This window comes from Sphingomonas sp. SP1, from assembly GCF_058313395.1.
Genome location: NZ_JBZFLC010000001.1, coordinates 1 through 17742 on the forward strand (window position 1 = coordinate 1; position 17742 = coordinate 17742).

Consider the following 17742-nt stretch of genomic DNA (forward strand, 5'->3'; position numbering starts at 1 on the left):
GCGCCTTGCGGAAGTCCTTGAGTGGATCAAGCCGAGGTTCGACGGAGAACGGTAGCCGGTTCATCGAGCAAACTCCCACATGGTCATTGGGGAGCATGCTGACGGAGGATCGGCGGAGGTTCGGCTACATGTAGGCGAAAATTATCGCTCGGCGCAGAAGTCGTTCAAGAGCTTGCCCACGGCCCGTTCCACGGAGCCAAGGTCCGTTGCCTCACGGTCGGCAAGAAGCCCGTCCTGGACGAGCGCGTTGAGCAGTGCCTCCGTTATCGGAAAGCGGCCGAGCCGAATGCCCTTGGCTACTCGTTCGCGATACCGTTGCTGACGGGTTGGCACCGAGGTCATGGGACCTTGGCTCTACGGTTCGGGCAGGGTTGAAGTCGTTGCGCGCCTGGGCGGGCGGCAGATTTTATCTTTGAGTTTTCATTTAACTCCCGCGCCGGTGTCCGCGGTGAACGGTTTTTAGTTTCAGAGGATGCCCCCCGGGCCTTTTGCATCCGGTCCCGATGAGTGGCGTGGAGGAAGCGCTCAAATCGGTTCGGTCGGGCAGGGTTTGATTGTTCCGACGATCTTTGGGACAGGGGTTGGGACGGTGGGACGGGTCTAAAGACCCTTGTCCCGTCCGTCCCATTGTCCCGGCCTTGTCCCGTCATTGTCCCGCTCCTGTCCCACTTAGCTCTGGAGCGAGAGCCACCCAGTCCCCATAAACCCTTACAATCATTTGCTCTTTTATGGATTTGAGGGCGCGGTTCCAGGCCCGTCGGGCATTGTCCCGGCTCCGTCCCGGCTCCGTCTCAAGCCGGGACAAGGCCCTGTCCCGCCACACCTCTTCCGGAACCCCCACCGTCCCGGCCTCCGGGGCCTCGGGAGGGATGCCTGGAACGGGCGCACCGTCCTCCCGGATCAACGCCAGCAGGTCGTCCAACACCGTCCGGTCATTGGGGCTGATGTTCTTCTTGGCGTCGTCGATTGGGTTGCGCACTGCCGTCAATCCACCGACCACGGGCTCAATGACACATGAGGTTACGGTCTCTCCGTCCTTGTCGACGCCGAGTTCCACGGGAACCAGCTTGAAGGAGAGGAAGGGTAAGTCGGTCACTTCCCCGTCGCGTTGCTTCACGATGGTGGCGCTCCTGGTCAGCACGCCCGGTGTGTGGTTGACCAACGTAACCGCATCCAATCCGCCCTTCAGGGACGAGTGGCCTCGGGGTTCCCGGCTGCTCTCATCTTTGGGTCGGTGATGGACGGGCATGACGCAGCACCCAAACTCCGATGCAACTTTCTGGCAGTTGGCCACGTAAGTCGCCATGTCATCCGTGTTCTCTTTGCCGCTGCCCAAGGTCTTGGAAAGCGTGTCCACGACGATCAGGACGGGGTCGTCGCCTCGTTGTTCGGCCGCCTCCTGGATCGCGTCCATGAGGCGCTGCGTGTCGTTGCCTTTGCCGGGTTGAGTGAGGTCAATCGGACAGGGAACCACGGCCAGGGGGAAGTGGCCCGTGACCTCCTTCGCCTTCCGGAACGCGGCGATGCGATTGTAAACGCCCGTCGCGCCCTCGGCGGCGACATACACCACCAACCCCTGCCTGACCTTGTGGCCATGCCACTCACGGCCCAGGGCGATGTGCGCCGCCATATCCAACGCCAGAAAGGTTTTGCCGCTTCCGGGGTGACCGAAGATCAGGGCCAACCCCTCTTGAGGCAGCACCTTCTTGATCAGCCACATCGCGTTGAGGTTAGGCTCGGTCTCGTCAGCCCAAACCAGCGGGAGGCCCGATGACCTGTTTGCCTGGGCATCTCTCTCGCCCCGACCCTTGGCGGGGTTGACCCATCCTTCTCGAGCCGCTCGGGCAAACACCGCCTTGTAGCCGGTGCGCTCCGGTTCAAACGTGTGCCAGCGTTCGTTGTCGCCGGGTTGGTATTTGTCGGAGGTCTTCGACCAATCGAGCCACAGCTTGTAGCCCTTGTTGTCGGGCAGGGTCTTGAGGGCGTTGCCGCAGGCTATCCAGTTCTCGTAATCTCCGGCGTCGATCTTCGTCAGCGCGTCCTCGAGGTGCTCAAGGACCAGGGGGGTGATAATCCCGCCTTCGTCCTCCGATCGGTCGTCCACGGGCTTCCTAGGCGGCGTAGCAACCATTTCTCGAAGGGCGGGCAAGTCGTCCAGGCTCGGCCAGGCGTTGCTTTCGTTCCAGACGGACTTGTAGCCCAGGGCCATGAACCGCCTGTTGGTGTAAATCTCCACTCCCTCGACGGGCTGGCCGTTGAACAGGTCCGAGGTCGCGCCCCAAATGTGCAACCCCCTGCCCGACTGGCTGACAAACATCGGCGCGCCAGCGGCCTCGGCCTCGGCTGCAATGTCAAATCCAGGGTGGTCGGGGTCGAGCGTGCCGTCATCGCGGAGGATGTTGTCGAGGTCGATGACCTTGATCCCATCGCCACCGACCAATGCGGCGCCGACTTTGCGGCCCGTCTTCTTGGCGGCTTTGCAGGCGTCGGTGTACGAAACGAGTTGGGCTAGGTCCTCGGGGGTGTCGAGCTTAATGCGGTCACCCCGCATGTTTCCGTTCGCATAGAACGGGCGCTTTCGCAGCTTGTCGGGCTTAGTCGGATGCGGCACCTCGTCATACGTCAGGAACCGCAGTGGCCGCTTGACGACCGGAGCGGGCAGGATCTTGGCTAGATCAGCTTGGGAGGCAGCAGTGCTAACACGTTCCATCGGATAGGCTCTCTCTCACAACCCCTTTCGGGGAAACTGAGACGCGACCTATCCAGGTGTGTGCGTCGTCGTTGATTATGACCTCGGGAGGTCATCATTTCAAGTTACGCGTGGGTCGGAGTGGATTGGTCGGCGGACCCGTAGGCCCCACGATCACGGAGCCACTGGGCTACGTCATCGCGCCGATAGGCAATGATCCGGCTCGCCAGCCGAACGGGCTGCGGAAACTCTCCGGCGTAGGTCAAACGATGCAAAGTGGAGCGGTGAAACCGAGCCACCTTGCAAACCTCTTTCGGCGAAAGAAGGTCGGGTAACGGAGTTGGTGTTGCAGACATTTGGCTCTCCATCGTTTGAAAACCAAGTGTATGCCATGCCACTGATACTTTAAACCTATGACATAGTTGCAGATCATTATTTTGTTTGGGCAGATTACTTGACAGGACGCAGTTGGACGACCTTGTCTCCATCCACCGCCCGCATCACTTCATTGGCCCATCTTTCAAGGGCGTCGCGTTGTTCGGCCTCGAACTGGTGGAGCGCGTACACTTTGGCGGTGACACCTTGCGGAGCGTGATTGAGGACCCGGCCCACGGTTTCCACCGAACAGCCCAGGCGGACCATCGCGGTTGCGGCAGATCTTCTTAAATCGTGAAACGTCCACGGAGCCAATGGCCCCTGCCCGTCCGCCTCAATGAACTCGTCTAGGCGCTGCTTCAATTTTGCGAAGCCGGATATGTGGGTCTTCCCATCGGTGGTGAACATGAACTTGTCGCCGAACTTGGGCATGGCGGAGAGAAGGGCGACGCAAGGCTTGGACAACGGGACTATATGGCGGCGCCGGGCCTTCGTTTCCTCTGCCGATAGGGTCCAGATCCCGGCCTCAAAGTCTATTGATCCTTGGACCATGGATGCAACTTCCGTCCTGCGTTGCGCGGTGAGGAGCAAGGTCCGAACGAACTGCGTGAACGGGAAGCCCAAGTGCTCCGCCGCCTTCCAGACCCGGGCCGCTTCCGCCATATCCAACACCCGGTCCCGGGCCTTGTCTTCTTTTGGCTTTTCGATCCCCTCCGCCGGGGAGGCTTCCAGCCAATCGTTCGCCATCCCGAACCTGAACACGGTGCGGACGGTCGTGAGCACCCGATTGGGAAGAACCTCGCCCTCTAGGCTCTCGATCAATTCCCGGACGTCTCTGCGGCGAATGTCTGTGAGTTTGCGGTCCTTCCACTTGGGGAGGACGTGCATCTCAAGACGGCGGGACGCCAGCTTCCACGAACGATTGCCCTTGGCCTTGATCTTGTCGACCCAAGCCTTGGAGAGTTCGCCGAAGGTCCGGTCCATAGCCGCGGCGGACCCGGTTCGGGCAGTGGTTTCCAGTGTGGCGATTGCCGCCTCCCGAGCGGCCGCAAGGCCCGTGGCTGGATAGGCTCCGAGCTTCTTGTTCATCACTGCGTTGCCTACCCGGGCCTTGAGATACCAGGTCTTTCGCCCCGTGGTTCCGACCCTAAGGCGAAGGCCTTGGACCTTGGCGTCGCGGATCTCGTAAGCGTCGGCCTGGGCCTTGAACCCCGCGACCTTCGTATCCGTGAGCAGGGTGGGATTTATTTGGGTCCGTTGGATGATATGATCGCCCATGACCATTCTCCTGGCGTCCGGAGGATATTGGTTAAGGGCGGTTGGGTGGAATTAGGCTCTCTCCCCAGCCGCCCTTTCCTTGTGTCCTCTCCGTTGTGTCAAAACCGGCTGTTTAGACACGGCTTTAGTAACGGATGCCGAGATTTTATAACACCCAAGAAAAACATGGCATTATGGGAAGGGCAGTTTTTGGCCCTTTTTGGCACCTATAAAATCTATGAGTGGCCCAAGCCTAGCACTTCTAAGCTTGTGGTCGCAGGTTCGAATCCTGCCGGGCGCGCCACTTTTTCCTGAGTCTGCGGGACGCCACTACGAAGGCCAAGCCGCGCCCACCCGTGCGGCTGGATCAAAGGCCATCGAGATCAGCTTCCGTGCCGTATCACTTCGGGTCCGAGCCCTCGACCCGCGGAGGGATTGGATCGACTTCGGCAGGGGGTTGCCAGGGCGACCGCTCGATCTTCTTCTTATCGCCCGGCGCGGCCGCTTCCGTCGTCACCGCCTTTTCGCCGGGCGTGGCGGACGGTTTTGCATCATTAGGCATGCTCGCCATCGCGCACCCTCCAAGCAGCAGCAACAAGGCGATCGGCAAAGAGTCTCGGCTCATCGGAACTCCATTCTCCTAATCGCCGCCGCCGTGTGACATTCATGTCACGTATCAATGGTTGACGATCACCTAACCACTTTATAGCACTGCGCCCACATCGAAAAGCCTTTGATTCGACAAGGCTTTTCCCGGGGTAAGCGTATTGTCGGGTTCATCCTCCAATATTCTCGCGATGCAGACCAGCCGTGTTGGCGGCGATCTTCCGCGTGCTCGTTCCTCCTTCCGTTTTCGATGAACTGGTTACCCTCCTGCTGAAAAGGATCCTGCATGTTTGAAGAAGTTTCGCGTTCCGAGTTGGACTTCAGCCCCGACACGCTGGAAGCATCGCTTGATCCATACGCCGGCGGAACGGCCTACGGCAAAAACATCTGGAACCAGGACGACATCGCTGCCTATCTCAATCGCACCGGAACCGCGTGGGGCAAGACCGCGGCGCTGGGCGGCGATGGCAAGGTCATCACCTTCGGTTTCTTCGACACGCAGAACCAGGTCGCCAACAATGGTTATGTTTATGAAAACGGCGGCCGCTACTTCGGACTGAACGAGTATTTCGGTTTCGCCGCCTTTACCGAGGCGCAGCGGAGCGCCACGCGCGAGGCCATCGCATCGTGGGACGACGTGATTTCGGTGTCGTTCAAGGAAGTTTCGGCTGATGATGCGGACATCAACTTCGGCAATCTGACGAATCGGCCGAACACCCAGGCCTATGCCCGCCTGCCCACCGACGTGCAAAGCTCAAACGCTTATGTGAACGCCCAGGTCAAGGCGATCGCCGGCGATGTTTGGGTCACCGGAACGACCCCCAGCAACTTCCAGCTCGATGAAGGCCTCTACGGCATGAACACGCTGGTTCACGAGTTCGGACACTCGCTGGGCCTGTCGCACCCTGGGAACTACAACTTCGCGCCTGGCTTTGCGGTCGTTTATCAGAACGGCGCCGAGTATGCTCAGGACATCCGCAACTACACCATCATGTCCTATTGGAACCCGCGCGAGGTCGGCATCCAGGATCATGACTACCGGATGGGCACGATCGCATACGGATCGGCCCCGATGATCCACGACATCTACGCGGCGCAGAGGATCTATGGCGCCGACATGACGACTCGGACCGGGGACACGACTTACGGGTTCAACGTGTCGGCCGACGCGGCGAACCGCGATTACTTCGACTTCACCAAGACGCCAGCCCCGGTGATGACGATCTGGGATGCCGGCGGTAACGACACCCTCGACGCCTCGGGCTATTCAACCAACCAGGTCATCGACCTGACGCCGGGCTCAATGAGCAGCATCGGTGGCGTGACCCTGGCCGATGCCCCATCGCTTGCGGAGGTGAACGCGAACCGGGCCGCCGCGGGCTACGCTCCGCTTAGCCAGACGGCATACGATACGCGCATGAACAACCTAAAGGCGAACCCCGATGCGGGTTTGCTCGTCGACAATGTCGGCATTGCCTATGGCGCCGTCATCGAAAATGCGGTGGGCGGCAGCGGCAATGACGTGATCATCGGCAACTCCGCCAGCAACCGTATCAACGGAAACGCCGGCAACGATGTGATCAGCGGCGGCGCTGGCGTGGATTTCCTCACCGGCGGCGCGGGCAAGGACACCTTCATCGCGGACATCAACGGCGCGACGGTGGTCACCAAGAAGGGGACGCTCGCCCTCGACGTGATCACTGATTTCGCCAGTGGCACCGACAAGATCGACCTGAGCGGGATCGATGCCCTGGCCGCCATCGCCGGCGACCAGGCCTTCGTGTTCCGCGGCACCAGCGCCAGCAAATATGCCGGCGACCTCACCTACAAGGTCTACGATAGCGTCAACGGTGCCGAAAACGCACTCGGAATGGAGATCGACGGGATCGCCGGCAAGGGTGCCGCAGGCCCGGTGACCGTGGTGTTCGGCAATGTCGACGGCGGCGCTCCGGACTTCGCAATCGCCCTCCTCAATGCGAACGGCGTTACGGCCAGCGATTTCATCGACAAGGTCACACCGGTCGCGAGCGCCCAGACAGGTTCTGCCAGCACCGCAGCGGCCAGCGTCTTTGTTCCGTCAGCGCAGCAGCTTGCGGAGGAGTGGGCCGTTGCCGACGGGCACTTCTCGCTGTCGCTGATCGTCTGAGGAACGAGGGCGGGCATCGTCCGTCAAAATCTGAATGAAAGCGATTGGGGGTGGCCTTGCGAAAAGGCCGCCCCCTTTTGCAAATGGACCAGTCGAGAGCAGCACTTCTGGTCCGAGATCTCGAGAAATCTGGTGAATGGGCGGCGTCGCTTGCGGCTGGATGGTCGGGACGGTGTTTGCTGAGCATCGGCCGGGAGTGGGCCGGGCGGCTGGCGTCAAGCCTCACCGAAAGTTAGAAGCTCACCTGAGGCGCTGGCGGCCGGCGCGCCATTCACTATGTTTATGAGGCACTCGGCGAAAATGACCGGTTCGAACGACGTCAGCGGCATTTGGGGTGGTCGGTTCGGCAGCGGGCCAGCAGCGATCATGCGGGAGATCAATGCGTCCATCCCGGTCGACCAGCGGCTCTGGCGAGAGGACATCGCGGGATCGAAGGCCCACGCGACCATGCTGCGCGATCGGGGTATCATCAGCACCGACGACGCCAGCGCGATCCTCAAGGGCCTCGACACCATCTCCGAAGAGTTCGAGCGGAACGGGGTGCCGGTCGATCTGAGCCTTGAAGATATTCACATGACCGTAGAGCATCGGCTCAGCGAGCTGATCGGCCCTGCCGCCGGGCGGCTGCACACGGCCCGTTCCCGCAACGACCAGGTCGCCACCGATTTTCGGCTATGGACCAGGCGGGCGTGCGACGAGGCGATCGGCGCGCTTGCGCGGTTGCAGCAGGTCCTGGTGGCAACGGCCGACAGTCACACCGACACGGTGATGCCCGGATTTACGCACTTGCAGGTCGCCCAGCCGGTTACCCTGGGGCACCACCTCCTCGCCTTTTTCGAGATGCTGAAGCGCGATCGATCGCGCTTTGCCGATGCGCGGCGCCGACTGGACGAGTGCCCGCTTGGCGCAGCCGCGCTGGCGGGGACCGGCTTTCCGATCGACCGGACGCAAACGGCCACGGAGCTGGGTTTCGCCCGGCCGACCGCGAATAGCCTCGACAGCGTCTCCGACCGCGATTTCGCCCTGGATTATCTGAGCGCCGCGGCGCAGTGCAGCCTGCATCTTTCCCGGCTGGCGGAAGAGCTGATCATCTGGGCCAGCGCGCCCTTCGGATTCCTGATCCTGTCGGACGAATTCTCGACCGGATCGTCGATCATGCCGCAAAAGCGCAACCCCGATGCCGCCGAACTGGTGCGCGGGCATTGCGGCCGGATCATCGGCGCATTCACCTCGCTGATGATCACGATGAAGGGCCTGCCGCTCGCCTATTCGAAGGACATGCAGGACGACAAGGCGCCGGTATTCGAAGCGCACGACCTGCTGATGCTGAGCGTGGCCGCCCTTACCGGGATGGTGGAAACCTGCCGGTTCGATACGGTCCGGATGCGCGCTGCAGCGACCGGAGGCTTTTCAACCGCGACGGATCTTGCCGACTGGCTGGTTCGGGAAGCGGATATTCCATTTCGCGAAGCCCATCATATCACCGGCCGGGCGGTCAAAGCGGCGGAGGAGCGGGGGTGCATGCTGGATCAATTGCCCCTGTCCTCCCTGCAGGAGATCGACCCGCGCATCGATCGGCGCGTCTTCGATGTGCTGAGCGTCGACGCATCCGTGCGCAGTCGCACCAGCTACGGCGGGACAGCTCCCGAGCGGGTTCAGGAGCAGGTTATCGCCGCCCGCGACTGGCTGGCCGCTAATCCCGCCTAACGGCCCAGTTTGCGCTCGCGCTCGGCCGCGATCCGTAGCCGGAGCGCGTTCAGCCTGATGAAGCCGGCCGCATCGCGCTGATCATAGCTGCCGCTGCCCTCTTCGAAAGTCACCAGGTCTTCGTCGTACAGCGAATGGTCGCTCTCGCGGCCGATCACCGTTGCATTGCCTTTGTAGAGTTTCATCTGGACTCGACCGGTCACATGATCCTGGCTCCGGTCGATCAGGGCCTGCAGCATTTCACGCTCGGGCGAGAACCAGAAGCCGTTGTAGATCAGGCTGGCATATTGCGGCATCAGCGAGTCCTTCAGATGCATCGCGCCGCCATCCAGCGTGATGCTCTCGATCCCGCGATGCGCGGCGAGCAGGATGGTGCCGCCCGGCGTCTCGTACACTCCGCGTGACTTCATGCCGACGAAGCGATTCTCCACGAGATCGAGCCGGCCGATCCCATTATCATGGCCGAGCTGGTTGAGCCTGGTCAGCAGTGCGGCTGGCGAAAGAGCTTCGCCGTCGATCGCAACAGGATCGCCGCGCACGAAGTCGATGGTGACGAGGTTCGGCGCATCAGGCGCATCTTCCGGCGAAATGGTGCGCTGATGGACATATTCGGGTGCTTCCTGCGCAGGATCCTCGAGCACCTTCCCCTCCGACGAGGAGTGGAGCAGGTTGGCGTCGATCGAGAACGGCGCGTCGCCCCGCTTGTCCTTGGCGATGGGTATCTGGTTCTTCTCCGCGAAGTCCAGCAGTTGCTCTCGGCTGGCGAACTGCCACTCGCGCCAGGGGGCGATCACACGGATGCCAGGTTCCAGGGCGTAATAGCCAAGTTCGAAGCGGACCTGGTCGTTGCCCTTCCCGGTTGCGCCATGACAGACCGCATCCGCGCCAAGCTGACGCGCAATCTCGATCTGCCGCCTGGCGATCAGCGGCCGGGCGATGGAGGTGCCGAGAAGATACTGGCCCTCATAGACCGTATTTGCCCGAAACATCGGGAAGACGAAGTCGCGAACGAATTCTTCGCGCAGGTCCTCGATGAAGATGTTCTCCGGTTTGACGCCCAACATCTCCGCCTTGCGCCGGGCAGGCTCCACCTCCTCCCCCTGGCCAAGGTCGGCGGTGAAGGTGATGACCTCCGCGTCATATTCGGTTTGCAGCCATTTCAGGATGATGGAGGTGTCGAGGCCGCCCGAATAGGCGAGCACGACCTTCATTTTGCCGGCCATTGTCAGCGTTCTTCTGCAAGAGGGATGTTCAGTAGCCACTGCATGGCGCCGCGAGCGGTGTGCATGCGATTGGCGGCCTGCCGCCACACGGCGGAGCGTGGGCCGTCGATGACGTCGGCGGTCACTTCTTCGCCGCGGCGAGCGGGCAGGCAGTGGAGGAACCAGGCACCGGGCGCGTGCGCCATCAGCCCGGCATTGACCTGATAGGGCATCAGCGCGGCGCGCCGCGCGGCCTCGTCGGAATCGCCCATCGACACCCAAACATCGGTGTAGACGATGTCAGCCCCGGCAACCGCCGCGATCGGATCGGTCGTCTGCTCGACGAACGCCGGGGCGTCGGCCGGCTGGTAATCGGCCGGGGCTGCGATCGTCAGCTGCGCCCCCGACAGTGCGCAACCCTGGGCCAATGAGCGAGCGACATTGTTCTTTCCGTCGCCGACATAGGCAATCTTCACGCCCTCGATCCGGCCGCACAGGTCCTGAACCGTCTTCAGATCGGCGAGAGTCTGCAGCGGATGGTCGGTCGCGGAGAGCATGTTCAGCACCGGCGCGGCATCGATCGCCGCCATCTGTTCCAGCAGCTCATGGTCGAAGACCCGCGCGGCGATGATGCGATGATAGCAGGCGAGCGTGCGGGTTACGTCCGCGATGCTTTCACGCGTCCCGATGCCAAGCTCGGCCGGTTGGAGATAGACAGGATGAAGGCTGAGCTGCGCCGCGGCCAGCTCCATCGAATTACGGGTGCGGGCGCTGGGCTTCTCGAAATAGAGCGCCACCCCTTCGCCCGTCGGCAACATTGCGGGCCGGCCCGACGACAAGGCCAGGATCGTCCGCAACTCATCGGCGGTAAGGGCACCAATCGAGAGGAGATGCCTCATGCCCGTGGCTCCCGAGTGATCATGGTGCCGATGCCGTGCGCGGTCAGCAGCTCGATCAACAAAGCATGGGGCACTCGCCCATCAATGATGTGCGCAAAGCCGACCCCGTCGTCGACGGCATCGGCGCACGACCGCAATTTGGGGATCATGCCACCGCCAACACTGTCGTCGTCGATGCGCCTTCGCAATTCGTCGGCGGTCAGGCGGGGAATCAGGCTGTTCTCGTCGGCGGCGTTCTGCAACAGACCCGGCGCCGCCGTAAGATAGACGATCTTTTCCGCCTGCATCGCAACGGCAATGGCACGCGCGGCCTCATCGGCGTTGACGTTGTAAGGCTGACCGTCGGCGTCGGCGCCGATGGTGGAAACGACCGGCGTCAGGCCATCGTCGAGCAGTCGATGGAGCAGCTCGGCCCTGACCTTGGTCACGTCGCCGACAAAGCCCAGCCGGGGATCGCGTGGGGTCACGGTGAGCAGGCCGGCGTCCTCGCCCGACACGCCGACCGCGACTGGCTCTTCCCCGGCCTGGCTATTGATGGTCGTCACCAGGTCACGGTTGATCTTGCCGACCAGGACCATTCGAACGATTTCCAGCGTCTCGGCATCGGTGACGCGCAGGCCGTCGCGGAACTCCGGCTCCTTGCCGACCCGGCGGAGCATCGTGTCGACCTGCGGGCCGCCGCCATGAACCAGCACGCAGCGGACGCCGACGCTGCGCAGCAACAGCACGTCCTGGGCAAGCGCGAGATCGCTTTCGCGGTCGATCGCCGCACCGCCCAGTTTCACCACCACCGACCTGCCGGTGAACTGGCGGATGTAGGGCAGCGCCTCAACCAGGATGCGAGCGGTTTCGGTTGGGGTCATGACGTCTTGCTATTCTCTTTGATGTAGCCTGGACCAAGGTCGATGCCGATGACCCTGGCGGACGCGCTACCGGCACCGAGATGAACCTCGATCGAAACCTCGTCCCCCATCATATGTTCGGTGAGCGACTGGGCATCGTGCGCAACGGCGGCACCGCCTTCGGCAACCGTGATCCCGCCGTATCGAACAACCGACCCTGCCACTTCCAGCTCGACCCCGCAGGATCCGGCCGCCGCGAGCAGACGACCCCAATAGGGATCGCCACCATACCAGCTGCACTTCACCAGATTATTCTCGGCAATCGACTTGGCGGCCAGTTTCGCCTCGGCTGCGCTGGCCGCACCGGTGACGGTCAGGTGCGCGATCCGGGTCATGCCCTCGGCATCGCGCGCCATCTGCATGGTGAGGTCGCGGCACGCCGCGAGCACGGCGTTGCCGAACTCGTCGAGGTCGGCGGGTCCGCTCCGGCCGGAAGCGAACAGCATGGCCGTGTCGTTGGTCGAGGTCGCGCCATCGACGTTGAGGGTGTTGAACGTGTCGTCGCTCACCGCCTTCAGGATGCGCTGCATTTCCGCCCGGGGCACGTCGGCGTCGGTGGTCAGGAACGCCAGCATGGTGGCCATGTTCGGGGCGATCATGCCGCACCCCTTGGCCATGCCGCCAATCGTAAAGGTGGAGCCCTGGATCACCACCTGCTTGGGCGTGTGGTCGGTGGTGAGGATCCCGCGTGCCGCATCGTCCGCGCCATCGACGGAGAGCTTTTTGGCCAGCTTTGGCGTGGCGGCCAGGATCGGCTCCATCGGCAGCGGGGTGCCGATGATTCCGGTCGAGCAGACCAGAACGTCGGTGGTCGAGATATCAAGCGCTTGCGCCGTGGCGGCGGTCATCGCGCCGGCATCGGCAAGGCCGGCTTCACCCGTGCCGGCGTTGGCGTTGCCACTGTTCACGACGACGGCCGCTGCTTGCCCGCCATTGGCCAGCAGCAGCCGGCGATCCAGCTCCACCGGCGGCGCGCAGAATTTGTTCTGCGTGAAGACGGCCGCCACCGGCACCGGCTGGCGGTCTTCCGTCGCAAGGAGGGCCATGTCGAAGCGGCGGCGCTTGATCCCGGCATGGCAGCCGGCGGCGACGAAGCCTTGGGCGGCCGTCACGCTCATGGAAAAACTCCACAACGGCTCAGCCCGGCGGTCTCGTCGAGGCCGAGCATGAGGTTGGCGCACTGGATCATTTGGCCGGCGGCTCCTTTTCCAAGATTGTCGATGGCGGCGATGGCGAGCACGCGTCCCGTACGCTCGTCGTAGCGGGCGGTGAGGTGGGCGGCATTGGATCCGGTTACCAACTTGGTCGAGGGTGCGTCGGCCGTCACATGGACGAAGGGTTCGTCGGCATAGGCGGCGCGCAGGACCTCCAGCGGCTCGTACTCATGCAGCTCGCGCGCCGCGTCCGCATAGCAGGTCGCCAGGATACCCCGCGTCATCGGCGCGAGATGGGGCGTGAAGAGGACGCTGGCGCCGAGGCCGGCTTCGATTTCGGCCGTATGCCGGTGGTGGAGCAGGCCGTAGGCGCTGAGGCTTCCGTCCACCGTATTGAAGGCGGTCGCCTCCTTGAGCGCCCGCCCGGCGCCGCTCACCCCGGAGGCGGCATCGACGATGATGCCTTCAGGCGCGACGAGGCCAGCCTCGACCAGTGGGCGTAGTGCCAGGATCGCAGCGGTCGGATAGCAGCCGGCGGCAGCGACTGCCCTGGCCGACCGGATGGCGGTGCGATGCAGTTCGGGGATGCCGTAGACGAAGCGGTCAAGCAATTCGGGCGCTGCGTGCGCCTCACCGTACCAGCGCTCATATTCGGCGGCGTCACTCAGGCGGAAATCCGCGCCGAGGTCGACGAACGGGATGCCCCGATCAAGGATCGACGCCGCGATCCGCTGGCTTTCGCCGTGAGGCAGCGCTGCGAACACCAGATCGACGTGGTCGAGAGCGCCGTCGAACCGATCAATCGTAAGCCCGGGATAGGCCGGCGCGACATGGGGATGCACCGCGCCAAGCGACTGACCCGCCTTGCTGTCGCCGAACAGACTGCACGCGTGCAACTGCGGATGACCGGCGAGAAGTCGAAGCAGTTCGCCGCCGACATAGCCGGAGGCGCCAAGGATTGCGGTACGAATCATCGTCGTCCTATTCATGCAATTGCATATTTATGCAAGATGCTGCATAACATCGTCATGAACGAAAGTCGGCAGCAGCGTCTTCACGCCTTGCGGCAGCTTCTCCGCGCGGAACGCCTATCCAGCCAGGAAGAGATGCAGGCCCGGTTGGAAAGCCAGGGCGTGATCGTCACCCAGGCGACCATTTCCCGCGACCTTGAGGCGATTGGCGCCCTCAAGGTCCGCAAGGATGGCCGCACCATTTATGCAGTTCCCGATGAGGCGGAGGTACGAGCGGCGCCTTCCCGGCTGCAGGCGATCGTTCGCGAATGGGTCCGCTCGGCCGAGGCCGTCGGCAACATGGTGATCGTCAGGACGCCCCCCGGCTCAGCGCATCTGGTGGGCGTTTCACTGGATGAAGCGCGCTTGCCCGCGGTCGCCGGAACGATCTGCGGCGACGACACGATCTTTGTTGCCGTGCGCGATGCTGCCGCCGCGACCGAGCTTGCGGCATGGCTTTCGACGGGTGCAGCCGACGCCCGCTAGCGTGTCAGTGAAAGTCGTGGCTCTTGATCGGAATCACGTCTTCTGGGTCGCAACCCGTGCGGAATGGCGGATGGTAGAGGCTGCGCGGCTTGGGTTTCCAGCCCGCTTCTCCCCGATCCGGAGCACCGCCGTTGGTTGCGCCGTCGCCGGGGCTGGTGAGCCGCGGCAGATCGATGTCGCCCACGGCACGCAGCAGGTCCGTCTGGTCATGGATGCGGCTGGCGATCACATGGATCACCTCGCTTTCGCGTTGCACGACGCCCGTGACGCTGATCATCGCCGATGACATCACCACCGTCCGCTGCGCCTCGAACCGGTCGGGCCAGAGGATGATGTTGGCAACGCCGGTCTCGTCCTCGATCGTGATGAACAGCACGCCTTTGGCGCTGCCCGGCTTTTGCCGGACGAGAATGATGCCGGCGACCTCCACCCTGCGGCCGTCGCGAATGTCGCGGAGGTCGGCGCAACGAACGATGCGTCGGCGATCGAATTCGGAGCGGAGGAAGAACAGCGGATGTTCGCGTAAGGTCAGTTGAGTGGCGCGGTAATCCTCCACCACCTCGCGCCCGGCGGTGAGCGGCACCAGACTGACCGGCTCCTCCCGCTGCTCGGTGGCTTCCAGCAGCGGCAATGGGCTCTCGCCGAGCCCCCGGATCGCCCATAACGCCTCGCGTCGATTGAGCCCCATCCCGCCGAACGCATCCGCCTTGGCCAGTTTTTCCAGGGTCGCCAGCGGTACGCCGGATCGGCGCCATAAATCCTCGACCGACTTGAACGGTCGCTGCTCACGCGCGGCGATGATCCGGGCGGCGTGCAGTTCGGGCAGGCCGTGGACGATCTTCATGCCCAGGCGCAGGGGAAGTTGACGCCCCTGCCCCACCAGCCGCGTATCCCAGCCGCTATCCTGAACGCACACTGGCCTGATCTCTACCCCATGGTCGCGCGCGTCGCGGACGATTTGGGCCGGCGCATAGAACCCCATCGGCTGAGCGTTGAGCAAGGCGGCGCAGAAGACGTCGGGATGATGACATTTCATCCACGATGAGGCGTAGGCGATCTTGGCGAAGCTCGCCGCGTGGCTTTCGGGAAAGCCGTAGCTGCCGAAGCCCTCGATCTGCTTGACCAAACGCTCCGCGAATTCGGGATTGATGCCGTTTTTCGCCATGCCGGCCATCAGTTCTTCTTTGAACTGGCCGACACCTTGCGTGTATTTGAAGGTCGCCATCGCCTTGCGAAGTTCGTCGGCGCGGGCGGGCGAGAAGCCGGCGCCTTCGATCGCCACTTTCATCGCCTGTTCCTGGAACAGCGGCACGCCGTAGGTCTTCTCCAGCACCGCCTTCAGTTTCGCACTGGGATATTCGAATTCGATATCCGGGTTCTCGCGCCTCTGCTGGCGGCGCTTCAGATAAGGATGGACCATGTCGCCCTGGATCGGCCCGGGCCGAACGATCGCGACCTGGATGGCGATGTCGTAGAAGTTCACCGGCTTCATCCGCGGCAGCATCGCCATCTGCGCGCGCGATTCGATCTGGAACGTCCCCAGCGTATCGGCCCGCTGGATCATGGCGAAAGTCGCCGGATCGTCCGTCTGCAGTTCGGGCGACGATAATGTCAGGTCCAGCCCCTTGTGCCCCCGCAGCAGGTCGAACGCGCGGTTCATGCAGCCGAGCATGCCGAGGCCGAGGATATCGACTTTCATCAAGCCGAGTTCTTCGATGTCCTCCTTTTCCCATTCCACCACCCAGCGATCCTCCATCGCTGCGGGCTGGATGGGCACCAGGTCGTGCAGGGGATCGCGCGTGAGGACGAACCCGCCCGGATGCTGCGACAGGTGCCGTGGCGTGCCGATCAGTTCGCGCGCCAGCTCCAGCGTCAACGCCAACCGAGGGTCGCCCCGGTCGAGGTTGAGCGCATCCACATGCTTGTCGGCAACGCCCTCTTCCGACCAGCCCCATACCTGTCCCGCCAGTGCGGCGGTCATGTCCTCGGGCAATCCGAGCGCCTTGCCGACTTCCCGCACCGCACCTCGGGCGCGAAAGCGGCTGACCACCGCGGTCAGCGCCGCATGCTGATGGCCGTAGGTGCGGTAGATCCACTGGATCACCTCTTCCCGTCGTTCATGCTCGAAGTCGATGTCGATGTCGGGCGGCTCCCGCCGGTCGGGCGAGATGAAACGTTCGAACAGCAGCTGGTGCTTGACCGGGTCGATGGAAGTGATGCCCAGCACGAAGCAGACCATCGAGTTCGCGGCCGACCCCCGGCCCTGGCAGAGAATGCCCTGGCTGCGAGCGTAGCTGACGATCGAGTTCACCGTCAGGAAATAGGCCGCATAATCCATCTGCTTGATGAGCCGCAGCTCATGGTCGAGCAGGTCGAGATAGCGTTGGTCGGGAACGCCGTTGAAGGGTGGGCCTTGGAATAGGCGAGCAAGCGCGGCGCGGGCGAGCGAGTCCAGTGCGTCCTGCGGCGACTTGCTGCTGATCACGATCTCTTCTGGATATTGGTAGCGAATCTCGCGCAGGGAAAAGGTGCAGCGTTCCACGATCGCCTGCACGGCGGCGAGTGCGTTCGGGTATTTGGCGAAACGACGTTCCATCTCAGCCGGCGGCTGGAGGGAACGATCGGCCGAACGCTCGCGCCTGAGACCAAGGTCGTCGATCGTGCACTTCTCGCGGATGGCCGTGACCACGTCCTGCAGCGTGCGCCGGTCGGGCTCATGATAAAGTACGTCGCCAGTGACGAGCGGGGTCAGGCCGAAGTGGACAGCGTCGGCGGCCGTTCGGTTCAGCCGTCGATTGTCATTGGGCCGCCGCAGATGCGTGAGGCAAACATGGCCACGGTCAGCGCCGAAAATGTCGGCCATCCAGCGCAGCTCGGCATGGTCCGCACCGTCCGGCCCCGGCACCAGCGACGCGACCAGCCCATCCGAGCAATTGGCAACGTCATCCCAGTGCAGGAAGCATTTCCCTTTCTCCCCGGCTTTGGGATCGGCCCGCCTGTTGCCGATGCTGAGCAGCCGGGTCAGCAGCGACCAGGCGGCGAGGTCCTCCGGCCACACCAGCAGCGACGCACCGCTGACCAGGTCCAGTCGGCACCCGGCGACCAGTCGGATGTCCAGCCCCGTGTCCTTCCTGATCTCGTCCGATGCGTAAAGTGCGCGAACCAGTCCGCCGACCGAGTTGCGGTCGGTCACGCCGAGCGCCGGCATGCCCATCAGCGCGGCCGTGGTGAACAGCTGCTCGGGCGACGAAGCGCCACGGAGGAAACTGAAGTGAGTGGTGGTTTGCAGTTCGCAATAGGTCATGGGGG

The 17742-nt window shown here is 63.2% G+C and carries 14 protein-coding genes; 3 read left to right on the top strand and 11 right to left on the bottom strand.

Annotated elements, in window-relative coordinates; translation table 11 throughout:
• Positions 1–141: 141 nt before the first annotated feature.
• From AC4GYS_RS00005 to AC4GYS_RS00025, 5 genes are all read right to left on the bottom strand, one after another.
• Positions 142–342: a hypothetical protein gene (locus tag AC4GYS_RS00005; RefSeq protein ID WP_491107071.1), complete on the bottom strand. Its 201-nt coding sequence runs from the start codon at positions 340–342 to the stop codon at positions 142–144.
• A 304-nt stretch (positions 343–646) separates the two neighbouring features.
• On the bottom strand, positions 647–2710 hold the full coding sequence (locus AC4GYS_RS00010; protein WP_491107072.1) for an AAA family ATPase: 2064 nt from the start codon (positions 2708–2710) through the stop codon (positions 647–649).
• A 104-nt stretch (positions 2711–2814) separates the two neighbouring features.
• On the bottom strand, positions 2815–3177 hold the full coding sequence (locus tag AC4GYS_RS00015; RefSeq protein WP_491107073.1) for a helix-turn-helix transcriptional regulator: 363 nt from the start codon (positions 3175–3177) through the stop codon (positions 2815–2817).
• A complete protein-coding gene (locus AC4GYS_RS00020; RefSeq protein WP_491107074.1) occupies positions 3140–4342 on the bottom strand; it encodes a tyrosine-type recombinase/integrase in 1203 nt (400 codons plus the stop codon). Before AC4GYS_RS00020 ends, AC4GYS_RS00015 begins: the two co-directional genes overlap by 38 nt.
• Before the next feature lie 379 nt (positions 4343–4721).
• Positions 4722–4946 carry a hypothetical protein gene (locus AC4GYS_RS00025; RefSeq protein WP_491107075.1) on the bottom strand — a complete coding sequence of 75 codons (225 nt, stop codon included), beginning with the start codon at positions 4944–4946 and terminating at the stop codon, positions 4722–4724.
• A 267-nt stretch (positions 4947–5213) separates the two neighbouring features.
• Between AC4GYS_RS00025 and AC4GYS_RS00030 the strand changes: the two genes are divergently transcribed.
• Positions 5214–7073, top strand: coding sequence for a M10 family metallopeptidase (locus AC4GYS_RS00030; RefSeq protein WP_491107076.1), 1860 nt, complete (start codon positions 5214–5216; stop codon positions 7071–7073).
• 327 nt (positions 7074–7400) lie between these two features.
• Complete coding sequence (argH, locus tag AC4GYS_RS00035; RefSeq protein WP_491109325.1) at positions 7401–8780, top strand: argininosuccinate lyase; 1380 nt, start codon at positions 7401–7403, stop codon at positions 8778–8780.
• Here argH and AC4GYS_RS00040 read toward each other — a convergent pair.
• Genes AC4GYS_RS00040 through argC form a run of 5 tightly spaced genes read right to left on the bottom strand, consistent with a single transcriptional unit; the run spans position 8777 to position 13911 of the window.
• Positions 8777–10003 (bottom strand): argininosuccinate synthase, encoded by a 1227-nt coding sequence (locus AC4GYS_RS00040; RefSeq protein WP_491107077.1) that lies wholly within the window; start codon positions 10001–10003, stop codon positions 8777–8779. The genes argH and AC4GYS_RS00040 overlap by 4 nt on opposite strands.
• 2 nt (positions 10004–10005) lie before the next feature.
• Complete coding sequence (locus AC4GYS_RS00045; protein ID WP_491107078.1) at positions 10006–10881, bottom strand: ornithine carbamoyltransferase; 876 nt, start codon at positions 10879–10881, stop codon at positions 10006–10008.
• Positions 10878–11744 (bottom strand): acetylglutamate kinase, encoded by an 867-nt coding sequence (gene argB / locus AC4GYS_RS00050; protein WP_491107079.1) that lies wholly within the window; start codon positions 11742–11744, stop codon positions 10878–10880. The genes AC4GYS_RS00045 and argB overlap by 4 nt, the downstream gene beginning before the upstream one ends.
• Positions 11741–12901 carry a bifunctional glutamate N-acetyltransferase/amino-acid acetyltransferase ArgJ gene (argJ, locus tag AC4GYS_RS00055; protein WP_491107080.1) on the bottom strand — a complete coding sequence of 387 codons (1161 nt, stop codon included), beginning with the start codon at positions 12899–12901 and terminating at the stop codon, positions 11741–11743. Before argJ ends, argB begins: the two co-directional genes overlap by 4 nt.
• Positions 12898–13911, bottom strand: coding sequence for an N-acetyl-gamma-glutamyl-phosphate reductase (gene argC / locus AC4GYS_RS00060; RefSeq protein ID WP_491107081.1), 1014 nt, complete (start codon positions 13909–13911; stop codon positions 12898–12900). The genes argJ and argC overlap by 4 nt, the downstream gene beginning before the upstream one ends.
• A gap of 54 nt (positions 13912–13965) precedes the next feature.
• Here argC and argR point away from each other — a divergent pair, with 54 nt between their 5' ends.
• Positions 13966–14433 carry an arginine repressor gene (gene argR, locus AC4GYS_RS00065; RefSeq protein WP_491107082.1) on the top strand — a complete coding sequence of 156 codons (468 nt, stop codon included), beginning with the start codon at positions 13966–13968 and terminating at the stop codon, positions 14431–14433.
• 4 nt (positions 14434–14437) lie between these two features.
• Here the strand turns inward: argR and AC4GYS_RS00070 are convergent, their stop codons facing one another.
• Entirely contained in the window at positions 14438–17737 is a 3300-nt protein-coding gene (locus AC4GYS_RS00070; protein ID WP_491107083.1) for an error-prone DNA polymerase, read from the bottom strand.
• Between the last annotated feature and the right edge of the window lie 5 nt (positions 17738–17742).

Bases quoted from the DNA above. Each gene is read 5' to 3' on its own strand.
- AC4GYS_RS00005 (WP_491107071.1), bottom strand. From the start codon at position 342: ATGACCTCGGTGCCAACCCGTCAGCAACGGTATCGCGAACGAGTAGCC.
- AC4GYS_RS00010 (WP_491107072.1), bottom strand. From the start codon at position 2,710: ATGGAACGTGTTAGCACTGCTGCCTCCCAAGCTGATCTAGCCAAGATC.
- AC4GYS_RS00015 (WP_491107073.1), bottom strand. From the start codon at position 3,177: ATGGAGACAAGGTCGTCCAACTGCGTCCTGTCAAGTAATCTGCCCAAA.
- AC4GYS_RS00020 (WP_491107074.1), bottom strand. From the start codon at position 4,342: ATGGGCGATCATATCATCCAACGGACCCAAATAAATCCCACCCTGCTC.
- AC4GYS_RS00025 (WP_491107075.1), bottom strand. From the start codon at position 4,946: ATGAGCCGAGACTCTTTGCCGATCGCCTTGTTGCTGCTGCTTGGAGGG.
- AC4GYS_RS00030 (WP_491107076.1), top strand. From the start codon at position 5,214: ATGTTTGAAGAAGTTTCGCGTTCCGAGTTGGACTTCAGCCCCGACACG.
- AC4GYS_RS00040 (WP_491107077.1), bottom strand. From the start codon at position 10,003: ATGGCCGGCAAAATGAAGGTCGTGCTCGCCTATTCGGGCGGCCTCGAC.
- AC4GYS_RS00045 (WP_491107078.1), bottom strand. From the start codon at position 10,881: ATGAGGCATCTCCTCTCGATTGGTGCCCTTACCGCCGATGAGTTGCGG.
- argB (WP_491107079.1), bottom strand. From the start codon at position 11,744: ATGACCCCAACCGAAACCGCTCGCATCCTGGTTGAGGCGCTGCCCTAC.
- argJ (WP_491107080.1), bottom strand. From the start codon at position 12,901: ATGAGCGTGACGGCCGCCCAAGGCTTCGTCGCCGCCGGCTGCCATGCC.
- argC (WP_491107081.1), bottom strand. From the start codon at position 13,911: ATGATTCGTACCGCAATCCTTGGCGCCTCCGGCTATGTCGGCGGCGAA.
- argR (WP_491107082.1), top strand. From the start codon at position 13,966: ATGAACGAAAGTCGGCAGCAGCGTCTTCACGCCTTGCGGCAGCTTCTC.
- AC4GYS_RS00070 (WP_491107083.1), bottom strand. From the start codon at position 17,737: ATGACCTATTGCGAACTGCAAACCACCACTCACTTCAGTTTCCTCCGT.